The sequence below is a fragment of the Mesorhizobium sp. WSM4837 genome, assembly GCF_055811435.1.
On record NZ_JBVVQE010000024.1, the window covers coordinates 19,559 to 36,259 of the forward strand.

Annotated in this window: 17 protein-coding genes; 10 read left to right on the top strand and 7 right to left on the bottom strand. The window is 63.5% G+C overall.

All coding sequences use genetic code 11. The features are described from left to right. Nucleotides 1–87 precede the first annotated feature (87 nt). The 10 genes from AC0L3D_RS16120 (at nucleotide 88) to AC0L3D_RS16165 (ending at nucleotide 11,075) form a co-directional block, all read left to right on the top strand. Nucleotides 88–1,161 (top strand): hypothetical protein, encoded by a 1,074-nt coding sequence (locus AC0L3D_RS16120; protein ID WP_473645023.1) that lies wholly within the window; start codon nucleotides 88–90, stop codon nucleotides 1,159–1,161. Next, a complete protein-coding gene (locus tag AC0L3D_RS16125; protein ID WP_473645025.1) occupies nucleotides 1,140–2,717 on the top strand; it encodes an ABC transporter transmembrane domain-containing protein in 1,578 nt (525 codons plus the stop codon). The genes AC0L3D_RS16120 and AC0L3D_RS16125 overlap by 22 nt, the downstream gene beginning before the upstream one ends. Before the next feature lie 291 nt (nucleotides 2,718–3,008). Beyond that, nucleotides 3,009–4,853, top strand: coding sequence for a TRAP transporter large permease (locus AC0L3D_RS16130; protein ID WP_473645059.1), 1,845 nt, complete (start codon nucleotides 3,009–3,011; stop codon nucleotides 4,851–4,853). A gap of 29 nt (nucleotides 4,854–4,882) precedes the next feature. Continuing rightward, the gene (locus tag AC0L3D_RS16135; RefSeq protein ID WP_287182598.1) at nucleotides 4,883–5,899 is read left to right on the top strand and encodes a TRAP transporter substrate-binding protein; all 1,017 of its coding nucleotides are present in this window, start codon (nucleotides 4,883–4,885) and stop codon (nucleotides 5,897–5,899) included. An 80-nt stretch (nucleotides 5,900–5,979) separates the two neighbouring features. After that, nucleotides 5,980–6,783 (top strand): SDR family NAD(P)-dependent oxidoreductase, encoded by an 804-nt coding sequence (locus tag AC0L3D_RS16140; RefSeq protein WP_473645061.1) that lies wholly within the window; start codon nucleotides 5,980–5,982, stop codon nucleotides 6,781–6,783. Between the two features lie 8 nt (nucleotides 6,784–6,791). Further along, on the top strand, nucleotides 6,792–7,643 hold the full coding sequence (locus AC0L3D_RS16145; RefSeq protein ID WP_473645027.1) for an IclR family transcriptional regulator: 852 nt from the start codon (nucleotides 6,792–6,794) through the stop codon (nucleotides 7,641–7,643). Next, nucleotides 7,640–7,819 (top strand): hypothetical protein, encoded by a 180-nt coding sequence (locus AC0L3D_RS16150; RefSeq protein WP_128167876.1) that lies wholly within the window; start codon nucleotides 7,640–7,642, stop codon nucleotides 7,817–7,819. Before AC0L3D_RS16145 ends, AC0L3D_RS16150 begins: the two co-directional genes overlap by 4 nt. Continuing rightward, nucleotides 7,816–9,441 (top strand): acyl-CoA synthetase, encoded by a 1,626-nt coding sequence (locus AC0L3D_RS16155; protein WP_473645029.1) that lies wholly within the window; start codon nucleotides 7,816–7,818, stop codon nucleotides 9,439–9,441. The genes AC0L3D_RS16150 and AC0L3D_RS16155 overlap by 4 nt, the downstream gene beginning before the upstream one ends. 10 nt (nucleotides 9,442–9,451) lie before the next feature. Continuing rightward, the gene (locus AC0L3D_RS16160; RefSeq protein WP_473645030.1) at nucleotides 9,452–10,210 is read left to right on the top strand and encodes an SDR family NAD(P)-dependent oxidoreductase; all 759 of its coding nucleotides are present in this window, start codon (nucleotides 9,452–9,454) and stop codon (nucleotides 10,208–10,210) included. A gap of 10 nt (nucleotides 10,211–10,220) precedes the next feature. Beyond that, on the top strand, nucleotides 10,221–11,075 hold the full coding sequence (locus AC0L3D_RS16165) for a PCC domain-containing protein (protein WP_473645031.1): 855 nt from the start codon (nucleotides 10,221–10,223) through the stop codon (nucleotides 11,073–11,075). Between the two features lie 95 nt (nucleotides 11,076–11,170). On the opposite strand, the gene AC0L3D_RS16170 is transcribed toward AC0L3D_RS16165, so the two are convergent. From AC0L3D_RS16170 to AC0L3D_RS16200, 7 genes are all read right to left on the bottom strand, one after another. Then, nucleotides 11,171–12,154: a branched-chain amino acid ABC transporter permease gene (locus tag AC0L3D_RS16170; RefSeq protein ID WP_473645033.1), complete on the bottom strand. Its 984-nt coding sequence runs from the start codon at nucleotides 12,152–12,154 to the stop codon at nucleotides 11,171–11,173. Continuing rightward, on the bottom strand, nucleotides 12,154–13,041 hold the full coding sequence (locus tag AC0L3D_RS16175) for a branched-chain amino acid ABC transporter permease (RefSeq protein WP_023799665.1): 888 nt from the start codon (nucleotides 13,039–13,041) through the stop codon (nucleotides 12,154–12,156). The genes AC0L3D_RS16170 and AC0L3D_RS16175 overlap by 1 nt, the downstream gene beginning before the upstream one ends. A 69-nt stretch (nucleotides 13,042–13,110) precedes the next feature. Further along, nucleotides 13,111–14,298, bottom strand: coding sequence for an ABC transporter substrate-binding protein (locus AC0L3D_RS16180; RefSeq protein ID WP_413468402.1), 1,188 nt, complete (start codon nucleotides 14,296–14,298; stop codon nucleotides 13,111–13,113). A 53-nt stretch (nucleotides 14,299–14,351) separates the two neighbouring features. Continuing rightward, nucleotides 14,352–15,098 (bottom strand): ABC transporter ATP-binding protein, encoded by a 747-nt coding sequence (locus AC0L3D_RS16185; RefSeq protein ID WP_473626562.1) that lies wholly within the window; start codon nucleotides 15,096–15,098, stop codon nucleotides 14,352–14,354. Next, nucleotides 15,091–15,846 carry an ABC transporter ATP-binding protein gene (locus AC0L3D_RS16190; RefSeq protein ID WP_287061335.1) on the bottom strand — a complete coding sequence of 252 codons (756 nt, stop codon included), beginning with the start codon at nucleotides 15,844–15,846 and terminating at the stop codon, nucleotides 15,091–15,093. Before AC0L3D_RS16190 ends, AC0L3D_RS16185 begins: the two co-directional genes overlap by 8 nt. 324 nt (nucleotides 15,847–16,170) lie before the next feature. Next, the gene (locus AC0L3D_RS16195; RefSeq protein WP_287177729.1) at nucleotides 16,171–16,371 is read right to left on the bottom strand and encodes a hypothetical protein; all 201 of its coding nucleotides are present in this window, start codon (nucleotides 16,369–16,371) and stop codon (nucleotides 16,171–16,173) included. Between the two features lie 58 nt (nucleotides 16,372–16,429). Continuing rightward, nucleotides 16,430–16,576, bottom strand: coding sequence for a hypothetical protein (locus AC0L3D_RS16200; protein ID WP_473645035.1), 147 nt, complete (start codon nucleotides 16,574–16,576; stop codon nucleotides 16,430–16,432). Nucleotides 16,577–16,701 lie beyond the last annotated feature (125 nt).

The window sequence follows — 16,701 nt, forward strand, 5'->3', positions numbered from 1 at the left end:
AAGAATTGCAACTCCACCGAGAATAATCCTGGTTCGACTGCGTTCTCCCCCGGTAACAGCGCCCCCTTGGTGACCGGAGAGACCACAATGGAAATTCTTGACTGCGAACGCATCGCGAAGGCCAAGCGGGCTTTCACGACCCGCCGAATTCCCACTGAGCGCATGCGGATGTTGCTTTCGCCTCCCGCCGAACCGAAGGCAGGCGACCTGGTGCTCGCGCGGATCGAGGCGCTCGGTCACCACAAGTCGGTCGAGCTGCCCTCGGGACGCAAGGCGGCACTTGCCGCGACGGACGAAGTCGTCCTGGCCTACGGCAACCGCTACGCCCCTGATCAGTTCGAGGCGATCGTTCCGGCAGATCTCGGACCGTGCCATATGGTGGCGGCAGGCGGAGTGGCTTCGCGGGCGTTGGCATGGCACGACAAGACCATGTCTCCGACTGCGATCGTGCCGCTCGGCCTCGTCACCAACTCATGCGGCCGCGTTCTGAACGTTGCAGACTTTGCGGTCGCGCCGCAGCCGGCGCGGCTCACCCCGCCGACAATCGTTGTCTTCGGAACGTCGATGAATTCGGGCAAGACGACAACAGCTGCAAGCCTCGTGCGTGGTTTGACCAGGGCAGTTGGTGCGGCAAAGGTGACCGGAACCGGAGCCGGCAATGATCTCTGGTCGATGATGGATGCCGGAGCATGCGCCGCTCTTGATTTTACTGATGCCGGCTTTGCCACGACCTATCTTGCCCCAATCGATGCCATCGTCGAGGGCGCGCAGCATTTGCTGCATTCTCTTGCCGCCACCGGGGCGGAGATCGCGGTTCTGGAGGTCGCTGATGGGCTATTCCAGTCCGAGACGGCCGCGCTGGCAAAGTCCCCGAAATTCCGCGAGCTGACCGGCGGCGTGCTGTTTGCCGCAGGCGATGCGATGGGGGCGGTGGCGGGCTGCGAAAGGCTGCGCGAGCTTGGATACGACGTGCTCGGGCTCAGCGGGGTCCTGACCTGCTCGCCGCTGGCGCGCCGGGAAGCAGGCGCTGCCAACGTCCCTGTCTATGGCGTCAAGGAACTCACCGATCCGGCGACCGCGGCAAGCATAGTCTCAGGGATGTTGAACCCGCGCCTGATGGTGATCGCTGGAGGTGCACAATGCCTCTACCAGGAATCCTGATCGGCACGCGACTGGTCGCCCTTGCGGTTCTTGTCGCCATCGGCTTTGCCAAGGCCGCCACGTCGCTCGCTCTTGTCGCCATCGTCGGTGCAGCGGTTTCCGGGGAACCGCAGCCGCTCGGGCAGGGCAGGCTGATCGTGGCCAGCCTTTCGCTCGGCATCGCCCTCTTCGCACTCGGGGTGATGCAGCGCCGACAGGGGGCAGCTTTTGCACTGGACTATGTGCGCGAGGTCCGCAGACTGCTGGTCGAGCAACTCTTCGCGTTGCCGCCTGGCGCCGGCCGGACCGGTCTCGGCCTGGTAATGACCCGCCTCGTCACCGACCTCTCCGCCATCAGATCCTGGCTGGCCGACGGCGTGGCTTCCCTCTTTGTTGCGGGTCCTTCCGTCGTTCTCATCGTGGTTGGCGCCTTCTGGCTTGCCCCAGGGGTTGCGCCGTTCCTGCTTTGCGGCGTTCTTGCCTGGTCGATCGTCTGTCTTGTTGCCCTGCCGTTTCTTCACCGGGCCATCCGCGAAAGCCGGCGGAGGCGGGGACGGCTTGCCGGTCGTCTCGGCGACATCGTTGCCGCCCGGGCGGCGTTTGCCCATTTCGGCAAAAGCGGAACGTCCACACGCAAGATCGACCGGATGTCGGAAGCGCTCAACATGTGGCTCGTTCGCCGGGCAGGGTGGTCGGGGGCTGCGCGCGCGTCCAGCGACTTCGTCATGCCCGTGATCGTCGTCATTCTCGTGGCCTATGCGTTTTCGGGCCGCCCGGCGATGCTGGTTGGCGATCTCAGCACGCTATTGCTCCTCGCCGGACTGACGGTTGGCCAGCTTTCCGACCTCGCTCGCGCCGCCGATTATCGGCTTGCCTATGTCGAGTCCCGCCGCCGGATTGCCTCCATCCTGGCAAGGCCGGTGCTTGCGGATCCTGTGAATCCAGTTCCCCTGCCGCGCTCGACGTCAGGCCGGCGGCTGCGCATCGAATTTCATTGCCGAAACGGCACGCCGTCAAAAGTGCTGGATGCCGCGCCCGGCGCCTCGATCCTGCTTGGCGGTGATACGCCTGAAGCACGCAGCGCGCTTTTTTCCAGCATCGCAGGTTTTGAGGAAAACAGCGGCCTGGCGATTTTCCTCGATGACATTCCTGTCGACAAGATTTCGCGGCGCGACCGGCGCCGGGCAATCACCCTTTTGTCGCCGGCGATCCCGTTGGTGCGGGCTACAATGGTCGACAATATAGCCCTGGGAGCGCCCTCAGCGACCCCGCAGGAAGAGATAATCGCCACGGCCTCGCTGTGCGGCCTGGCAGTCGATGGACCGCCAGACAGCGGCCAGAGACTGGAGCCCCCTCAAATCAGTGCCATGCAGGCCGCCCGGATCCGTGCCGCACGAGCGCTGGTTCGATCAGCGGCCGTGCTCCTTATCGACGACATCGATGTCTGCAAGGACCGGGACTTGCTTGCGGCCGTTCTTGCACACGCGCGTGCCGCGCAAACGACAGTGATCGTCTCGTGCGAAGCAGCCACTGCGGGCATGGAATTCGATGATACCTGGCTTCTCGATTGCGAGTGATCGGGAGATTGCCTCGGCGCTGCCACATGTCTTGTTGCAACCATAAATAGTCGCGACTAGCGACATCGATCCACAATATGGATCGCGTTTTCGCCGCAAGTCGCTGATATACAGCCGATTGCATGGCAAAAATCGGTTATGCGAAATAATTGGTCCATGATATAGACCTGTGTGCGAAAATCCGGAATGAGCGGGAGGAGATCGCTTCGTTCCCGATTTCGGCGTGAGCAGGCGTTGTTGCCTGGTCCGAGCGGAGGAGCTTGAAGCATGGCAGCCGCCAGCAACAACACGATGATCATCGATACGCCGGCCGAGGTGCTGGATGCGCGGCCAGGGTCACGGCTGATGTGGCCGGTCGAGGCGGTGGCCTCGATCCTGCTCGTCTTCGTCATCGGTCTGCTGCTCGCCGGCGTCATCTCGCGCTACGTACTATCGCTGCCGATCGTCTGGATCGATGAGGCCGCCTCCATCTCCTTTCTCTGGCTCGCCATGCTCGGCTCGGCGATCGCCATCGACCGCAACGAGCATCTGCGTCTTACCATCTTCCTCAACCTGATCCCCGAGCGCGGCCGCCACTTCGTGGACGCCCTCGCTTTGCTCGTCGTGGCAACGGTGCTGCTCGCGCTGATCGTGCCGGCAAGCCAGTATGTACAGGAAGAGTGGTACGTCACCTCGGCAGCGCTCAACATTCCGATGAGCTTCCGCGCCTCGGCAATTGTCGCCGGGCTGGCATTGATGTCGGTTATCGCCGTGGGCCACGCGATCCGCGCAGCGACGCTCGCCAACCTGGCCGCCGCTGTCGCAGTCATTGCCGCACTGGCCGTGGTCGGCTGGCTGCTTTCGCCATTGTTCCTCACGCTCGGCTACGCCAACATCGTCATCTTTCTCGTCGGCGTGGTGGCGGTCTGCCTTCTGCTCGGTGTGCCGATCGCTTTCTGTTTCGGCGTCGGCACGATCGCCTTCATCGCCTTCAGCACGCACGTGCCGATGATCGTGCTTGTCGGCCGCATCGACGAGGGGATGTCGAGCCTCATCCTGCTGTCGGTGCCGATCTTCGTCCTGCTCGGCTGTGTGCTCGACGCGACAGGCATGGGCAAGGCGATCGTCGAATTCATGGCGTCGCTGCTCGGCCATGTGAAGGCCGGCATGTCTTACGTGCTGCTGGGCTCGATGTTCCTCGTCTCGGGCATTTCCGGTTCGAAGGTTTCCGACATGGCGACTGTCGCTCCGGCACTTTTCCCCGAAATGAAGCGTCGCGGCCACAAGCCCAAGGAGATGATCGCGTTGCTCGCAACCGGCGCTGCGATGGCCGATACGGTGCCGCCATCGATCGTGCTGATTGTGCTCGGCTCGGTCGCCGGCGTTTCGATCGCCGCGCTTTTCACCAGCGGCTTCATCATCGCCGTGGTTCTGTTGCTCGTCCTTGCGGTGCTCGCGCGCTGGAAGGCTTCGGGCGAAAGCATGGAAGGCGTACATCGCGCTCCGTTCTCGCTCGTCTGGAAGACGCTGCTCCTATCCGCCCCCGCACTGGTGCTTCCCTTCCTGATCCGCGGCGCCGTCGGCGGCGGCGTCGCCACCGCCACCGAGGTTTCCACAATCGCCGTGCTCTATGCGCTGGTCATCGGCGCCTTGTTTTATGGCGGCATCGGCGCGAAGAAATTCTACGCCATGCTGGTCGAGACGGCGGCGCTGTCCGGCGCCATCCTGCTCATTCTCGGCACCGCCTCGGCAATGGCCTGGGCGCTGACGCAAACCGGCTTCGCCAACCAATTGGCCATCTACATGACCGACCTGCCGGGAGGCTGGTTCTCCTTCATGCTCGTCACCATCGCCGTCTTCATGGTTCTCGGCTGCGTCCTTGAAGGTCTGCCAGCGATCGTTCTGATGGCGCCGATCATGTTTCCGATCGCCGCTCGGCTGGGCATCAACGACGTGCACTATTCGATGGTCGTCGTGACGGCGATGAACATCGGACTCATGGCGCCGCCTATCGGCATCGGCTTCTACATCGCCTGCAAGATCGGCGACGTCTCGCCCGACGAGGCTATGAGCGCCATCTGGCCCTACCTCGGTGCGTTGCTTGCCGGCCTGTTGCTGATCGCCGCCGTCCCGGCGCTGTCGGTAGCCTATCTCTAGCCACTCGGATTCAACCAGGAGGAAACACGATGACCATCACCCGCCGCAGCTTGATGATTGGCGCAGCCGCATCCATCCCGCTCGTGAGCACCATCCGCTATGCCGGGGCGCAGGCGGCGGAGTTCAACTACAAATACGCCAACAACCTGCCGCTCACCCACCCGATGAACCTGCGCGCGCAGGAAGCCGTCGAGAAGATCCGCGAGGAGACCGGCGGCCGCGTCGCCATCCAGATATTCCCCAGCAACCAGCTCGGCGCCGACACCGACATGCTGAGCCAGGTTCGCTCGGGCGGCGTCGAATTCTTCACGCTGTCGCCGCTGATCCTTTCCACGCTCGTCGCCAATGCCTCGATCAGCGGCATCGGCTTTGCCTTCTCGGACTACGACGCCGTGTGGGCGGCGATGGATGGCGACCTCGGCAAATATGTGCGCGGCGAGATCGAGAAATCGAACCTGGTCGTCATGGAAAAGATCTGGGACAACGGCTTTCGCCAGATCACCAGTTCCGTCGGCCCGATCGAGACGCCCGCTAACCTCGAAGGCTTCAAGATTCGCGTCCCGGTCAGCCCGCTCTGGACCTCGATGTTCACCGCCTTCAAGTCGGCGCCGGCCAGCATCAACTTCGCCGAAGTGTATTCGGCGCTGCAGACGAAGATTGTCGACGGGCAGGAAAACCCGTTCGCCATCATCTCGACGGCCAAGCTCTACGAGGTGCAGCAGTTCTGCTCGGTCACCAACCACATGTGGGACGGCTTCTGGTTCCTCGCCAACAAGCGGGCCTGGGAGGCGATGCCGCAGGACATGCGCGAGATCGTCGCCAGGAACCTCAACGAGGCCGGCGTGAAGGAGCGCGAGGACGTCGCCAAGCTCAATGCCACGCTTGAGCAGGAGCTCGCCGCCAAGGGCATGAAGATCAACCATCCGGATGCGGCCCCGTTCCGGCAGACGCTGAAGGACGCCGGCTTCTACTCCGAGTGGAAGGGCAAGTACGGCGACGAAGCCTGGGCCATCCTGGAAAAGGCTGTTGGCGCCAGCCTGACCTGAGCGCAGGGCAGTTCCCGGGCGGGCAGGGCATGTGGCTCAACCGCCCGATAACTGCCGCGATTTTTGTAAGGAATTCCATGGTGGTCGACCGGCTCAGGGGAAAATCCGCAATCGTCTTTGGCGCCGGGTCGTCCGGACCCGGCTGGGGCAACGGCAAGGCAGCCGCGGTCGCCTTCGCGCGCGAAGGCGCGCGCGTCGCCTGCGTCGATCTCGCTGCGGCGGCCGCCGCTGAAACCGCTGAAATCATCCGCGACGAAGGCAACCAGGCGATCGCGTTGTCGGCCGACGTGACCAATCTGGCCTCAGTCGAACTGGCAGCAGCGGCGGCAATGGAGGCGTTCGGCGCCATCGACATCCTGCACAACAACGTGGGCGTGACCCATATGGGCGGTCCCATTGAACTCGATGAGGACGCGTTCCAGGCCGCCTTCGATCTCAATATCGGATCGGTCTACCGCACCGCCAAGGCGGTGTTGCCGCATATGCTCAAGGGCGGCGGCGGTGCGATCGTCAATATCTCGTCACTCGCCGCGATACGCTACGTCGGTTATCCCTATTTCGCCTATTATGCGGCCAAGGCCGCGGTGAACCAGGCCACTGTGGCGCTGGCCATGCAATATGCCCGGCAAGGTATTCGCGCCAACTGCATCATGCCGGGCCTGATCGACACGCCGATGATCTATCAGCAGATTTCCAGCCAATACGGCTCGGCTGACGAGATGGTGGCCGCCCGCAACGCCATGGTGCCGATGGGCAGGATGGGAACAGCGTGGGACGTCGCTGCGGCGGCCGTGTTTCTTGCCTCCGAGGAGGCGCGCTTCGTCACCGGCGTTTGCCTGCCTGTCGATGGCGGCCAAAGCTGCGCCGTCTGCGAGCTCCGCTGACCATGGACATGGCGCCGCCCCCAGACCGCGATCAGACCGGCTCGCAGAGCGTCGACCGGGCGCTCAGCCTTCTTTCGATGGTCGGCCGGCACGCCGACCGCGGTGTTTCGCTCTCCGATATCGTCGAGGAAAGTGGGCTCAACAAGCCGACAACGCGCCGCCTGCTGCTGGCGCTGATGCGCGCGGGAATGATCGAGCAGGACGAGACGACGCGGCGCTATTATCTCGGCGAGGAGGCCTACGTGCTGGGCAGCCTCGCCTCGCGACGTTTCGGCCTGCTTCAGGTCTCGATGGAAAGTCTGCTGCGCCTTTCGAAGAAGACTGAGGATGCCAGCTTCCTCTCGGTCCGCCGCGACACATACTCAGTCTGCCTCTATCGCGAGGAGGGGACCTATCCGGTCAGAACCCACGCGCTGCAGGCCGGCTTCGAGCATCCACTGGGCGTCGGCGCCGGCTCGCTCGCCATGCTCGCCGCACTCCCCGACGAGGAAGTGGAAGCGGTGCTTGCCGCCAACGACGCGGTGCTCAAATCCGACTACCCAATGCTGCCGGTCGAGCAGATCCGGCGCGATGTAGAGAGGACGCGCGCCAACGGCTATTCGCTCAATCCCGGCCGCATCGTCGCCAATTCCTGGGGCGTTGGGGTTGCGCTTCGCAGCGCCGACGCACGGCCAGTCGGCGCGCTGTCGATCGCGGCGATCGACAGCCGGATGCAGCCGGCGAGGCAAATCGAACTCGTCGGATATCTCATGCTGGAGGCAAAGCGCGTCGAGGAACGGCTTGCCCAGATGTTCGCCTCGCGCGCGCATGTGCGCGAGCACCCCACTTTAAAGCCGCGCACCAGGAGGTTGTCACAATGACGGAGGCTCACACCGACGGACGGGCGCATTCCGCGTTAGGAAAGTCGGAATTGGAAAACACCGGGCAGTTGATGGCGACGGCAGCGGCGTCCACGCTTGCTCATGCCGGTGTCGAGCCCTGCGACGTCGCCGCCATCTTCGTCTACGTGTCTTCGCTGGAGCGCGCGAAGTCATGACCATGGCTGCAGGCGGCGTGACGCCTTCCTCCACGCGCGTCATGAACCTCTCGCATTTTTTGACCCAGGCGGCACGCCGCAATCCGCACGATATTGGCTTCGTCTGGCGCGAGCGGCAGTGGACATGGCGCGAGATGGAAGCGCGCGTCAACGCGATGGCCGCTGCACTCCGCGACGCGTTCGGCGTGACAAAGGGCGATCGAATCCTCGTCCAGTCGGCCAATTGCAATCAGATGTTCGAATCTATGTTCGCCTGCTTCCGGCTCGGGGCCGTCTGGGTGCCGGCGAACTACCGCCAGTCGCCGGACGAAGTCGCCTACCTCGCCAAGGCGAGCGGCGCGCGTGGCCTGATCTGCGGCGCGGGCTTCCCGGCTCATGCTGCTGCCTGCCGGGAAACAGCCCCCGGGATCGACTTCGTCCTGTCGATCGGCGCGGCCGACTTCGGCGATGACTACGACGCCGTCGCCGCCCGTTTTGCCGGCCGGACCGTTGCCAGCGTCGCCGTCGATCGCGACGATCCCTGCTGGTTCTTCTTCACCTCCGGCACGACCGGCCGGCCAAAGGCCGCCGTGCTCACGCATGGCCAGATGGGCTTTGTCATCACTAATCATTTGTGCGACCTGATGCCCGCCACGACGCGCGACGACGCCTCGATCGTGGTGGCGCCGCTGTCGCATGGGGCCGGCATTCATCAACTCGTGCAGGTGGCGCACGGCGCCAAGTCTATCCTGCTGCCAACCGACAAGCTCGACGTGCCGACGGTCTGGGCGCTGGTCGAAGAATGGCGGGTGACCAACGCCTTCACCGTGCCGACCATCCTCAAGATGCTGGTCGAGGACGACAGCGTCGACCGGTTCGACCATTCCTCGTTGCGCTATGTCATCTATGCCGGTGCGCCGATGTACCGCGACGACCAGAAGCGGGCGCTCGAGAAGCTCGGGCCGGTTCTGGTCCAGTATTTTGGCCTGGGGGAAGTCACGGGCAATATCACTGTGCAGCCTCCTTCCTATCATTCCGTCGAGGATGGCCCGCAAGCGCGCATCGGAACCTGCGGTTTCGAGCGCACAGCCATGCAGGTCGAGATCCAGGACGACGCCGGCAATGCCGTCTCGCCGGGCGAAACCGGCGAAATCTGCGTGATCGGGCCTGCAGTCTTCGCCGGCTATTACGACAACCCGCAAGCCAACGCCGCAGCGTTCCGCAACGGCTGGTTCCGCACCGGCGATCTGGGCCACATGTCCGAGGACGGCTTCGTCTACATCACCGGCCGCTCGTCCGACATGTATATCTCCGGCGGCTCCAACATCTATCCGCGCGAGATCGAGGAGAAGATCCTGCTCCATCCCGACATCAGCGAAGCCGCCGTTCTCGGCATTCCCGATCCCGTCTGGGGCGAGGTCGGCGTCGCGGTTTGCGTCGCCCGCGCCGGCGTTGTGCGCGAAACCATCGCGATTGAGCGCTGGCTGGAAGGCAAGCTCGCCCGCTACAAGATGCCCAAGCGCTTCGTGTGGTGGGAGACGATGCCCAAATCGGCCTATGGCAAGATCGCCAAGAAGTTGATTCGCGAAGAGCTGGAGCGCCGCGGCGAGTTGGGACCGTCCGAGCCGAAGCTCTCGGCATGAGGAGCAGGCGATGAACAGCAGCCACCAAGGCCGCGCCGTGGCGATCACCGGCGGCGCATCGGGCATCGGCCTTGAGACGGCGCGCCTGCTGACCGAGCGCGGCTTCGAGGTCTTCCTCCTCGACCTCGCCGCGCCAGCGCTGGGTTCGGCCTGCACGGATCTCGGCCTCAGCGAGGAACGCGGCATCGTCTGCAACGTCGTCGACGAAGCGGCTGTCGACGAGGCCATCGGCCGGATCACCGCCGCGCACAGCCTCGCCGCGGTCGTGAACTGCGCCGGCATAGCGATGGACCGGCCGTCGGTCGAGACCAGCGTCGAGGATTTCCGCCGGATTGTCGACGTGAACCTCACCGGAACGTTCATTGTCTCGCGGGCTGCGGCGCGCTACTGGCTTGAACGGGAGCTGCCGGGGGCGATTGTCAATATCACCTCTGTTTCTGGTCTTTGCGGCAACAAGGGCCGCAGCGCCTACGGCGCATCGAAGGGCGGTCAGAATCTGCTCACGCTCGTCATGGCCAATGAGCTCGGCGTCGATGGCATCCGCGTCAACGCCGTCGCACCCGGGCCGATCGAAACGCCGTTGACGCAGGCTGTCCACACCGAGGATGTTCGTCGGCAGTGGTTGGAGCGCGTGCCGCAGCGCCGCTACGGCACGCCGCGCGAGATCGCGGGAGCGGTGGCTTTCCTGATTTCAGACGAGGCCAGCTACATCAACGGCCAGATTCTCGCCGTCGATGGCGGCTTCATCCATGCCGGCCTTGTCGCCTGAGATGGCTCCGATGCGCAGCATCCGCCATCCCGGTCCGATCGCATCGGAACGTTTCGCAGCGATGCCCTGCGCCGCAGAGCCGCTGACGCTGCGGCTTGAAGCCGGCAGCTCGATCAATGACGCCGTGGCGCAGGCCCTCGCGGTCGCCGGATTCAGCAGCGGATATATCCGCCTGCGCAACGCGCGGGTTGACCCAATGCGCTACGTCGTCCCCGCCGCCTCTCCAGATGGCACGCACGCCGCGTGGTACAGCGATACATTCGCACCGGAAGGCATAACGGTCATCGAGGATGCGGGCCTCGTCGCCGGCCGGCGCGACGAGCGGGCATTTTTTCATTGCCATGGCATCTGGCGCACCCCCGACGGCGTGCGCCGCATGGGCCATCTCCTGCCGCTCGACTCGCGCTTGGCGGAGCCGGTTGAGGTCACCGCCTGGGGTATCGAGGGCGCGCTGTTCGACGTGCGCGACGACGCCGAGACGAATTTTCGCCTTTTCGCGCCGATCAGGGCTCCGCTCCTGGGTGAGCGCCGCGGCCGCCGCGCCGCCATCTGCACGGTAAGGCCCAACGAGGATATCGGCCAGGCGATCGAAGCACTTTGCCGACGGCACGGCTTTGACCACGCCTCGATCCAGGGCATCGGCAGCCTGGCCGGCGCGGATTTCGACGACGGCTCGGCGGTCTCCTCCTATGCGACGGAAGTTCTCGTCACGGACGGCGCCGTGCGCTCCGGTCGTTGCACGCTCGACATCGCGCTGGTCGGCATGGACGGTCTGATAAGCTCAGGTCGCCTTCGCCGCGACGCTAACCCCGTCTGCGTGACGTTCGAACTGCTGGTTGTCGCATCCGATGAGAAATCTGCCTAGTTGAGGATGCTGACCACGCTGTGTGCCGTGTCGCTGCGGCCCCACTTGGTCGACCGTGGATCAGGATCATCCGAAATTTAGGTTTCACAATCCGGTCAGAGCGGTTTTCGCATCCATTTTGCCAGGACCCCAACGACGCCTTCCCGGAACGACAGCACCGCGACAACGAAGATGATGCCTTGGCCGATCGTGACCCAGTCGCCGAATGTGGCGAGGTAGTTCTGCATCGTGACGATGACTGCCGCGCCGACGATCGGTCCGAACACCGTGCCCATGCCGCCCAACAGCGTCATCAGCACGACTTCGCCGGACATCGTCCAGTAGACGTCGGTAAGCGACGCCAACTGGAACACGATGGCCTTGGTTGCGCCGGCGACGCCGGCGAGCGTGGCCGACAGCACGAATACGGCGAGCTTGTAGCGGTTGACCCGATAGCCCAGCGAGATCGCGCGCGGCTCGTTCTCGCGGATCGCCTTCAACACCTGGCCAAACGGCGAATGGATGATCCGATAGATCAGCAATATGCCGGCGAAGAAGATGGCGAGCACGAAGAAATAGAGAACTTCGCTCGAACGCAGGTCGATCAGCCCGAACAGATGGCCGCGCGGCACGGCCTGGATGCCGTCCTCGCCGCCGGTAAACGCCGCCTGCAGCGAGAAGAAATAGATCATCTGCGCAAAAGCCAGCGTCACCATGGCGAAATAGATGCCGTGGCGGCGAATGGCGAGCGAGCCGATGGCGAGACCGAGCACGGCTGCCACCAGCGTGCCCGCGATAATGGCAAGTTCAGGCGTCAGGCCCCACACCTTTGCCGCATGGGCCGAGACGTAGCTCGCCATGCCGAAATAGGCCGCGTGGCCGAAGGATAGGAGACCGCCGAAGCCGAGCAACAGGTTGAAGGCGCAGGCAAACAGCGCGAAGCACAGCACCTTCATGACAAAGATCGGATAGAGCAGAAATGGCGCGGCGACGAGGAAGACGAACAGCGCGGCGAAGATCGCAAGGTGATGACGGGGCATGCCCGCAGCGCCGACCGACGTTATGGCCGCCATAGCGATCGGGTTGGTGTCGGTTGTCATCACACACTCCGTCCAAACAGACCCGCGGGCTTGACCAGCAGCACGAGCGCCATGATGACAAAGATCACCACCGCCGAGCCTTCCGGATAGAATACGCGGGTCAAGCCCTCGATCAGCCCAAGCCCGAAGCCGGTGAGGATCGAGCCCAGTATCGAGCCCATGCCGCCGATGACGACGACGGCAAAGACGACAATGATCAGGTCTGCCCCCATGTTCGGATTGACAGCATATATAGGCGCGGCGAGCACGCCGGCGAAACCCGCGAGTGCGACGCCGAAACCATAGGTGAGTGTGACCAGCAGCGGCACGTTGATGCCGAACGCGCCGACCATGGTCGGGTTCTCGGTCGCAGCCCTGAGATAGGCGCCAAGCCGGGTCTTTTCGATGATGAACCAGGTCGCGAGGCACACGACGAGGGAAGCCACGATCACCCAGGCGCGCGAATTGGGCAGGTACATGAAGCCGAGATTGTACCCGCCGTTCAGAAGCGGCGGCGGCGGGTACGGCAGGCCGGATACGCCGAAAAACTGGCGGAAGAAGCCGACGATGATCAGCGCCAGGCCGAATGTGAGAAGCAGCCCGTAGAGATGGTCGAGGTGATAGAGCCGTCGGATCAGGACGCGCTCAAGCACGATGCCGGTGACGCCGACAATCGGCGGGACGATGAACACAGCCCACCAGTAACCGACGCCAAGATAGTTGAGCAGCATCCAGGCGCCGAAGGCGCCCAGCATGTACTGGGCGCCATGCGTGAAATTGATGATGTTCAGGAGACCGAAGATGACCGCCAGCCCGAGGCTCAGAACCGCATAGAAGGAGCCATTGATCAGCCCGAGCAGCAATTGCCCGAACAGGACCTGAGGCGGAATTCCAAGCAGTTCGAACATGGTCGCTCCAGCTGACTTATCGACAAAACGACGCGCCGAGCTGTTCGGCGCATCGTTGGCGAGGCTCGCTTACTTGACGAGCGAACAGCCGCCTTCGGCGAGCGGGCGGAACGCCTTGTCGGCCGGAATGGTGGCTACCGTCTCGAAATAGTCCCATGGAGCCTTCGATTGGTCCGGCTTCTTGACGCGGAACAGATACATGTCGTGCAGCTTGCGCCCGTCGGCGCGGATGGTGCCCTTGCCGAATAGCGGATCCTCGGTCGGCATTTCCTTCATTTTGGCCATCACCTTGGCCGCATCCTTGTCGCCGACGGCCTCGACGGCCTTAAGGTAATGCAGGACAGAAGCGTAGACTCCGGCCTCGATCATCGAAGGCTTTTGTCCGGCATTCCGCTCCTGGAAACGGGCAGAGAACTCCCGCGTTTGATCGTTCTTGTCCCAGTAGAACGCGCTGGTGAGCACGAGGCCTTGCGCCACTTCGAGGCCAAGCGCATGCACGTCGTTGATGAACATCAGCAGGGCGGCGAGCGCCTGGCCTCCCTGGGTGATGCCAAATTCCGACGCCTGCTTGACCGCGTTGATCGTGTCGCCGCCGGCATTGGCGAGGCCGACGACCTTGGCGCCCGACCCTTGCGCCTGCAGCAGGAAGGACGAAAAATCCTGGCCGGGGAAAGGATGACGGACGGCGCCGAGAACCTTGCCGCCCGATGCTTCGACGACCGCCGTCGTATCGCGCTCGAGCGCGTGGCCGAAGGCGTAGTCGGCTGTGACGAAGAACCAGCTATCGCCGCCCTGTGCGACCATGGCCGAGCCCGTGCCGTTGGCAAGCGCCCAGGTGTCGTAGGTCCAGTGGACGGTGTTGGGCGAACAGGCTTTGCCGGTGAGGTCGGACGAGGCCGGACCCGAGGCGAGGAAGATCTTGTTCTTCTCCTTGGTGATCTCGTTGACGGCGAGCGCCACCGACGAGGTTGGCACATCGGCGATCACGTCGACATTTTCGGTGTCGTACCACTGGCGGGCGATGTTCGAGCCGACGTCCGGCTTGTTCTGGTGGTCGGCGGAGACGATCGACACATTGATGCCCTTGTCCGTCGCCTTGAAGTCTTCGACCGCCATCTGGGCCGCGATGACCGAGCCTTCGCCAGCGATGTCTGCATAGATGCCGGAACGGTCATTCAGAACGCCGATCTTGACATCTGTGGCATAGGCCGCGCCGGCCATCAGCAGGCTCGCCGTCGAAGCCAGGACAAATCCCATTTTTTTCATCGCTACTTCCCTCCGATTGCGGCGCAACGCGCCGTTGATGATGTCTAGACGCCGAGATAGGCGTGCAGCTTGTCGATGTTGGCGTCGAGCTCGTGGTTGGGGATGGTGTCGATCACGCGCCCCTGTTCCACCACGTAGTGACGGTCCGCGACCAACGCGGCGAAATGAAAATTCTGTTCGACGAGCACGATCGTGAATCCCTCGTCCTTGAGCCGGGCAATTGTGCGGCCGATCTGCTGCACGATGACCGGCGCAAGCCCTTCGGTCGGCTCGTCGAGCAGCAAGAGCTTGGCGCCCGTCCGCAAGATCCGGCCGATGGCGAGCATCTGCTGTTCGCCGCCCGATAGCTTGGTGCCTTGGCTCGAAAGCCGTTCCTTCAGGTTCGGGAAGAGCTCGAAAATCTGCTCGACGGTGAGCCCACCGGGGCGCACCTGCGGCGGCAGCATCAAATTCTCCTCGACAGAGAGGCTGGAAAAGATCGCCCGTTCCTCGGGGCAGTAGGCGATGCCCATCTGTGCGATCAACCGCGACGGCAGCTTGATCGTTTCCCGACCTTCATAGGTGACCGAGCCGGAGCGCCTGGGTAGAATTCCCATGATCGCCTTCAGCGTTGTCGTCTTGCCGGCGCCATTGCGGCCGAGCAGCGTCACCACTTCACCTTCGCCAACCTCGAAACTGACGCCGTGAAGCACATGGCTCTCGCCGTACCAGCCCTGCAGGCCATCGACGCGAAGCAGGGGTCTCGTCGAGGGGCCAGCAGCCGGCCTGCTTGCAAGTTCAACTTCAGGCATGTCCGGCCCCGATATAGGCTTCGATAACGCGCGGATCCTTGGAAACGGCAGCATAGTCGCCTTCGGCGAGGACTTTGCCGCGAGCGAGCACAGTGATGCGGTTCGACAGCGAGGCGACGACCGACAGATTGTGCTCAACCATCAAAATGGTGCGGTTCTTGGCGATGCGCCGGATCAGCGCCGAGATGCGCTCGATGTCTTCCTGCGCCATGCCGGCCATGGGCTCATCGAGAAGCAGCATTTCAGGGTTCAGCGCCAGCGTCGTCGCGATTTCAAGCGCGCGCTTGCGGCCGTAGGACAGATCGCTGGCGCGGATGTCTGAAAACGCGGTCAGGCCGACATCGGCGAGAAGCGCCGCACCCTCGCTGTTGAACCTGGAGAGCACTGTTTCGGAGCGCCAGAAATCGAAACTGTCGCCGCGCCGGCGCTGCAGCGCGATGCGGACATTCTCGAGAGCCGTCATGTGCGGAAACACCGCCGATATCTGAAAGGAGCGCACAAGGCCCAGCCGCGCGATGTCGGCCGGCTGCATCCTGGTGATGTCGCGGCCCTGGTAGCGGATCGCGCCGCGCGTTGGCTGGAGGAATTTGGTCAGCAAGTTGAAGAGGGTCGTCTTGCCTGCTCCGTTGGGGCCGATCAGCGCGTGGATCGATCCTCGCTCCACCGTCAGGTCGACATTGTTGACGGCGACAAAGCCCCCAAATTCCTTAGTCAATCCCGCCGCTTCGAGGATCGCCCCGGAATTCATGCGCGGCAGCCCTCGCCGGTCATCGGCGTGAAAACGTGGAACCGCGCTGCGAGGCCATCCGCCCCCGGGGTGACTTCCATGGTTTCCTCCCGTGGCACTTCCGCCCGCAACAAACGACCTAATGCACATCGCGTCAAGGCCGCAATTACCGGCGCCGTGGCACGGAGCCTTCGATCATTTTCGAATTGCAATGTCGAAGCGGCGCCAACGACCGGCGAGACGTGCCGGGATCCGAACCCAACCCCAATCCGAACCCATCCGGCCGAGCAGTTCGAAATTCCGCCCCGACTGATTGGGCCGACTGATTAGATGAATGCGAAAAGCTTAGCTGCGCTGGCTTGAGTTGGGGTTTTCCCGGTCTGCCCGGGTGATCTTGCCTTTCGACGCTTTCGATCCGCCGCCCCATTCCTGGGCGTTCCTGGCTTGGGCGCCGCCCTTGGCCGGTTGCTTGGCCTTGTCGCTGCCGCTTGCCCTCTTTCCCGATACAGGCTGGTTGGTTTTCGCAGACAAGTTTGTCTTTGCCATGTGTCACTCCTCTCGATGGTCGCAGCCATTATTGTCCGCCTCCGGGGCAGGGCGTCGGTTAGTCCTTGCCACGCCTTGGATCCTTGCCGGCAGCCTGGCTGCTCTTTTGCGGCTTGTCCTTCTTGTCGTGATTGCCAGCGCGGTTGCCGCCGTGCTCGCTGCTCGATCCCTTGACGGCTTTTGTGTCCTGAAGCTTCGTAGCCATTCTGGTTCTCCTTTGGTCCCTAGTTGAACTCGCCTGACGCAGCGATTGTTCCCGCCGGGAACATATCGACCCTTCGAGAGTTGGCCCGGGAGGACCGCACTGCAATGAACGCGAGGAAGGGGATT

What these genes read in the sequence shown, in the direction of transcription:
- AC0L3D_RS16180 (WP_413468402.1), bottom strand. Translation starts at nt 14,298, where the DNA reads ATGGGATTTGTCCTGGCTTCGACGGCGAGCCTGCTGATGGCCGGCGCG.
- AC0L3D_RS16135 (WP_287182598.1), top strand. Translation starts at nt 4,883, where the DNA reads ATGACCATCACCCGCCGCAGCTTGATGATTGGCGCAGCCGCATCCATC.
- AC0L3D_RS16145 (WP_473645027.1), top strand. Translation starts at nt 6,792, where the DNA reads ATGGCGCCGCCCCCAGACCGCGATCAGACCGGCTCGCAGAGCGTCGAC.
- AC0L3D_RS16120 (WP_473645023.1), top strand. Translation starts at nt 88, where the DNA reads ATGGAAATTCTTGACTGCGAACGCATCGCGAAGGCCAAGCGGGCTTTC.
- AC0L3D_RS16130 (WP_473645059.1), top strand. Translation starts at nt 3,009, where the DNA reads ATGATCATCGATACGCCGGCCGAGGTGCTGGATGCGCGGCCAGGGTCA.
- AC0L3D_RS16155 (WP_473645029.1), top strand. Translation starts at nt 7,816, where the DNA reads ATGACCATGGCTGCAGGCGGCGTGACGCCTTCCTCCACGCGCGTCATG.
- AC0L3D_RS16200 (WP_473645035.1), bottom strand. Translation starts at nt 16,576, where the DNA reads ATGGCTACGAAGCTTCAGGACACAAAAGCCGTCAAGGGATCGAGCAGC.
- AC0L3D_RS16150 (WP_128167876.1), top strand. Translation starts at nt 7,640, where the DNA reads ATGACGGAGGCTCACACCGACGGACGGGCGCATTCCGCGTTAGGAAAG.
- AC0L3D_RS16185 (WP_473626562.1), bottom strand. Translation starts at nt 15,098, where the DNA reads ATGCCTGAAGTTGAACTTGCAAGCAGGCCGGCTGCTGGCCCCTCGACG.
- AC0L3D_RS16170 (WP_473645033.1), bottom strand. Translation starts at nt 12,154, where the DNA reads ATGACAACCGACACCAACCCGATCGCTATGGCGGCCATAACGTCGGTC.
- AC0L3D_RS16175 (WP_023799665.1), bottom strand. Translation starts at nt 13,041, where the DNA reads ATGTTCGAACTGCTTGGAATTCCGCCTCAGGTCCTGTTCGGGCAATTG.
- AC0L3D_RS16190 (WP_287061335.1), bottom strand. Translation starts at nt 15,846, where the DNA reads ATGAATTCCGGGGCGATCCTCGAAGCGGCGGGATTGACTAAGGAATTT.
- AC0L3D_RS16160 (WP_473645030.1), top strand. Translation starts at nt 9,452, where the DNA reads ATGAACAGCAGCCACCAAGGCCGCGCCGTGGCGATCACCGGCGGCGCA.
- AC0L3D_RS16195 (WP_287177729.1), bottom strand. Translation starts at nt 16,371, where the DNA reads ATGGCAAAGACAAACTTGTCTGCGAAAACCAACCAGCCTGTATCGGGA.
- AC0L3D_RS16125 (WP_473645025.1), top strand. Translation starts at nt 1,140, where the DNA reads ATGCCTCTACCAGGAATCCTGATCGGCACGCGACTGGTCGCCCTTGCG.
- AC0L3D_RS16165 (WP_473645031.1), top strand. Translation starts at nt 10,221, where the DNA reads ATGCGCAGCATCCGCCATCCCGGTCCGATCGCATCGGAACGTTTCGCA.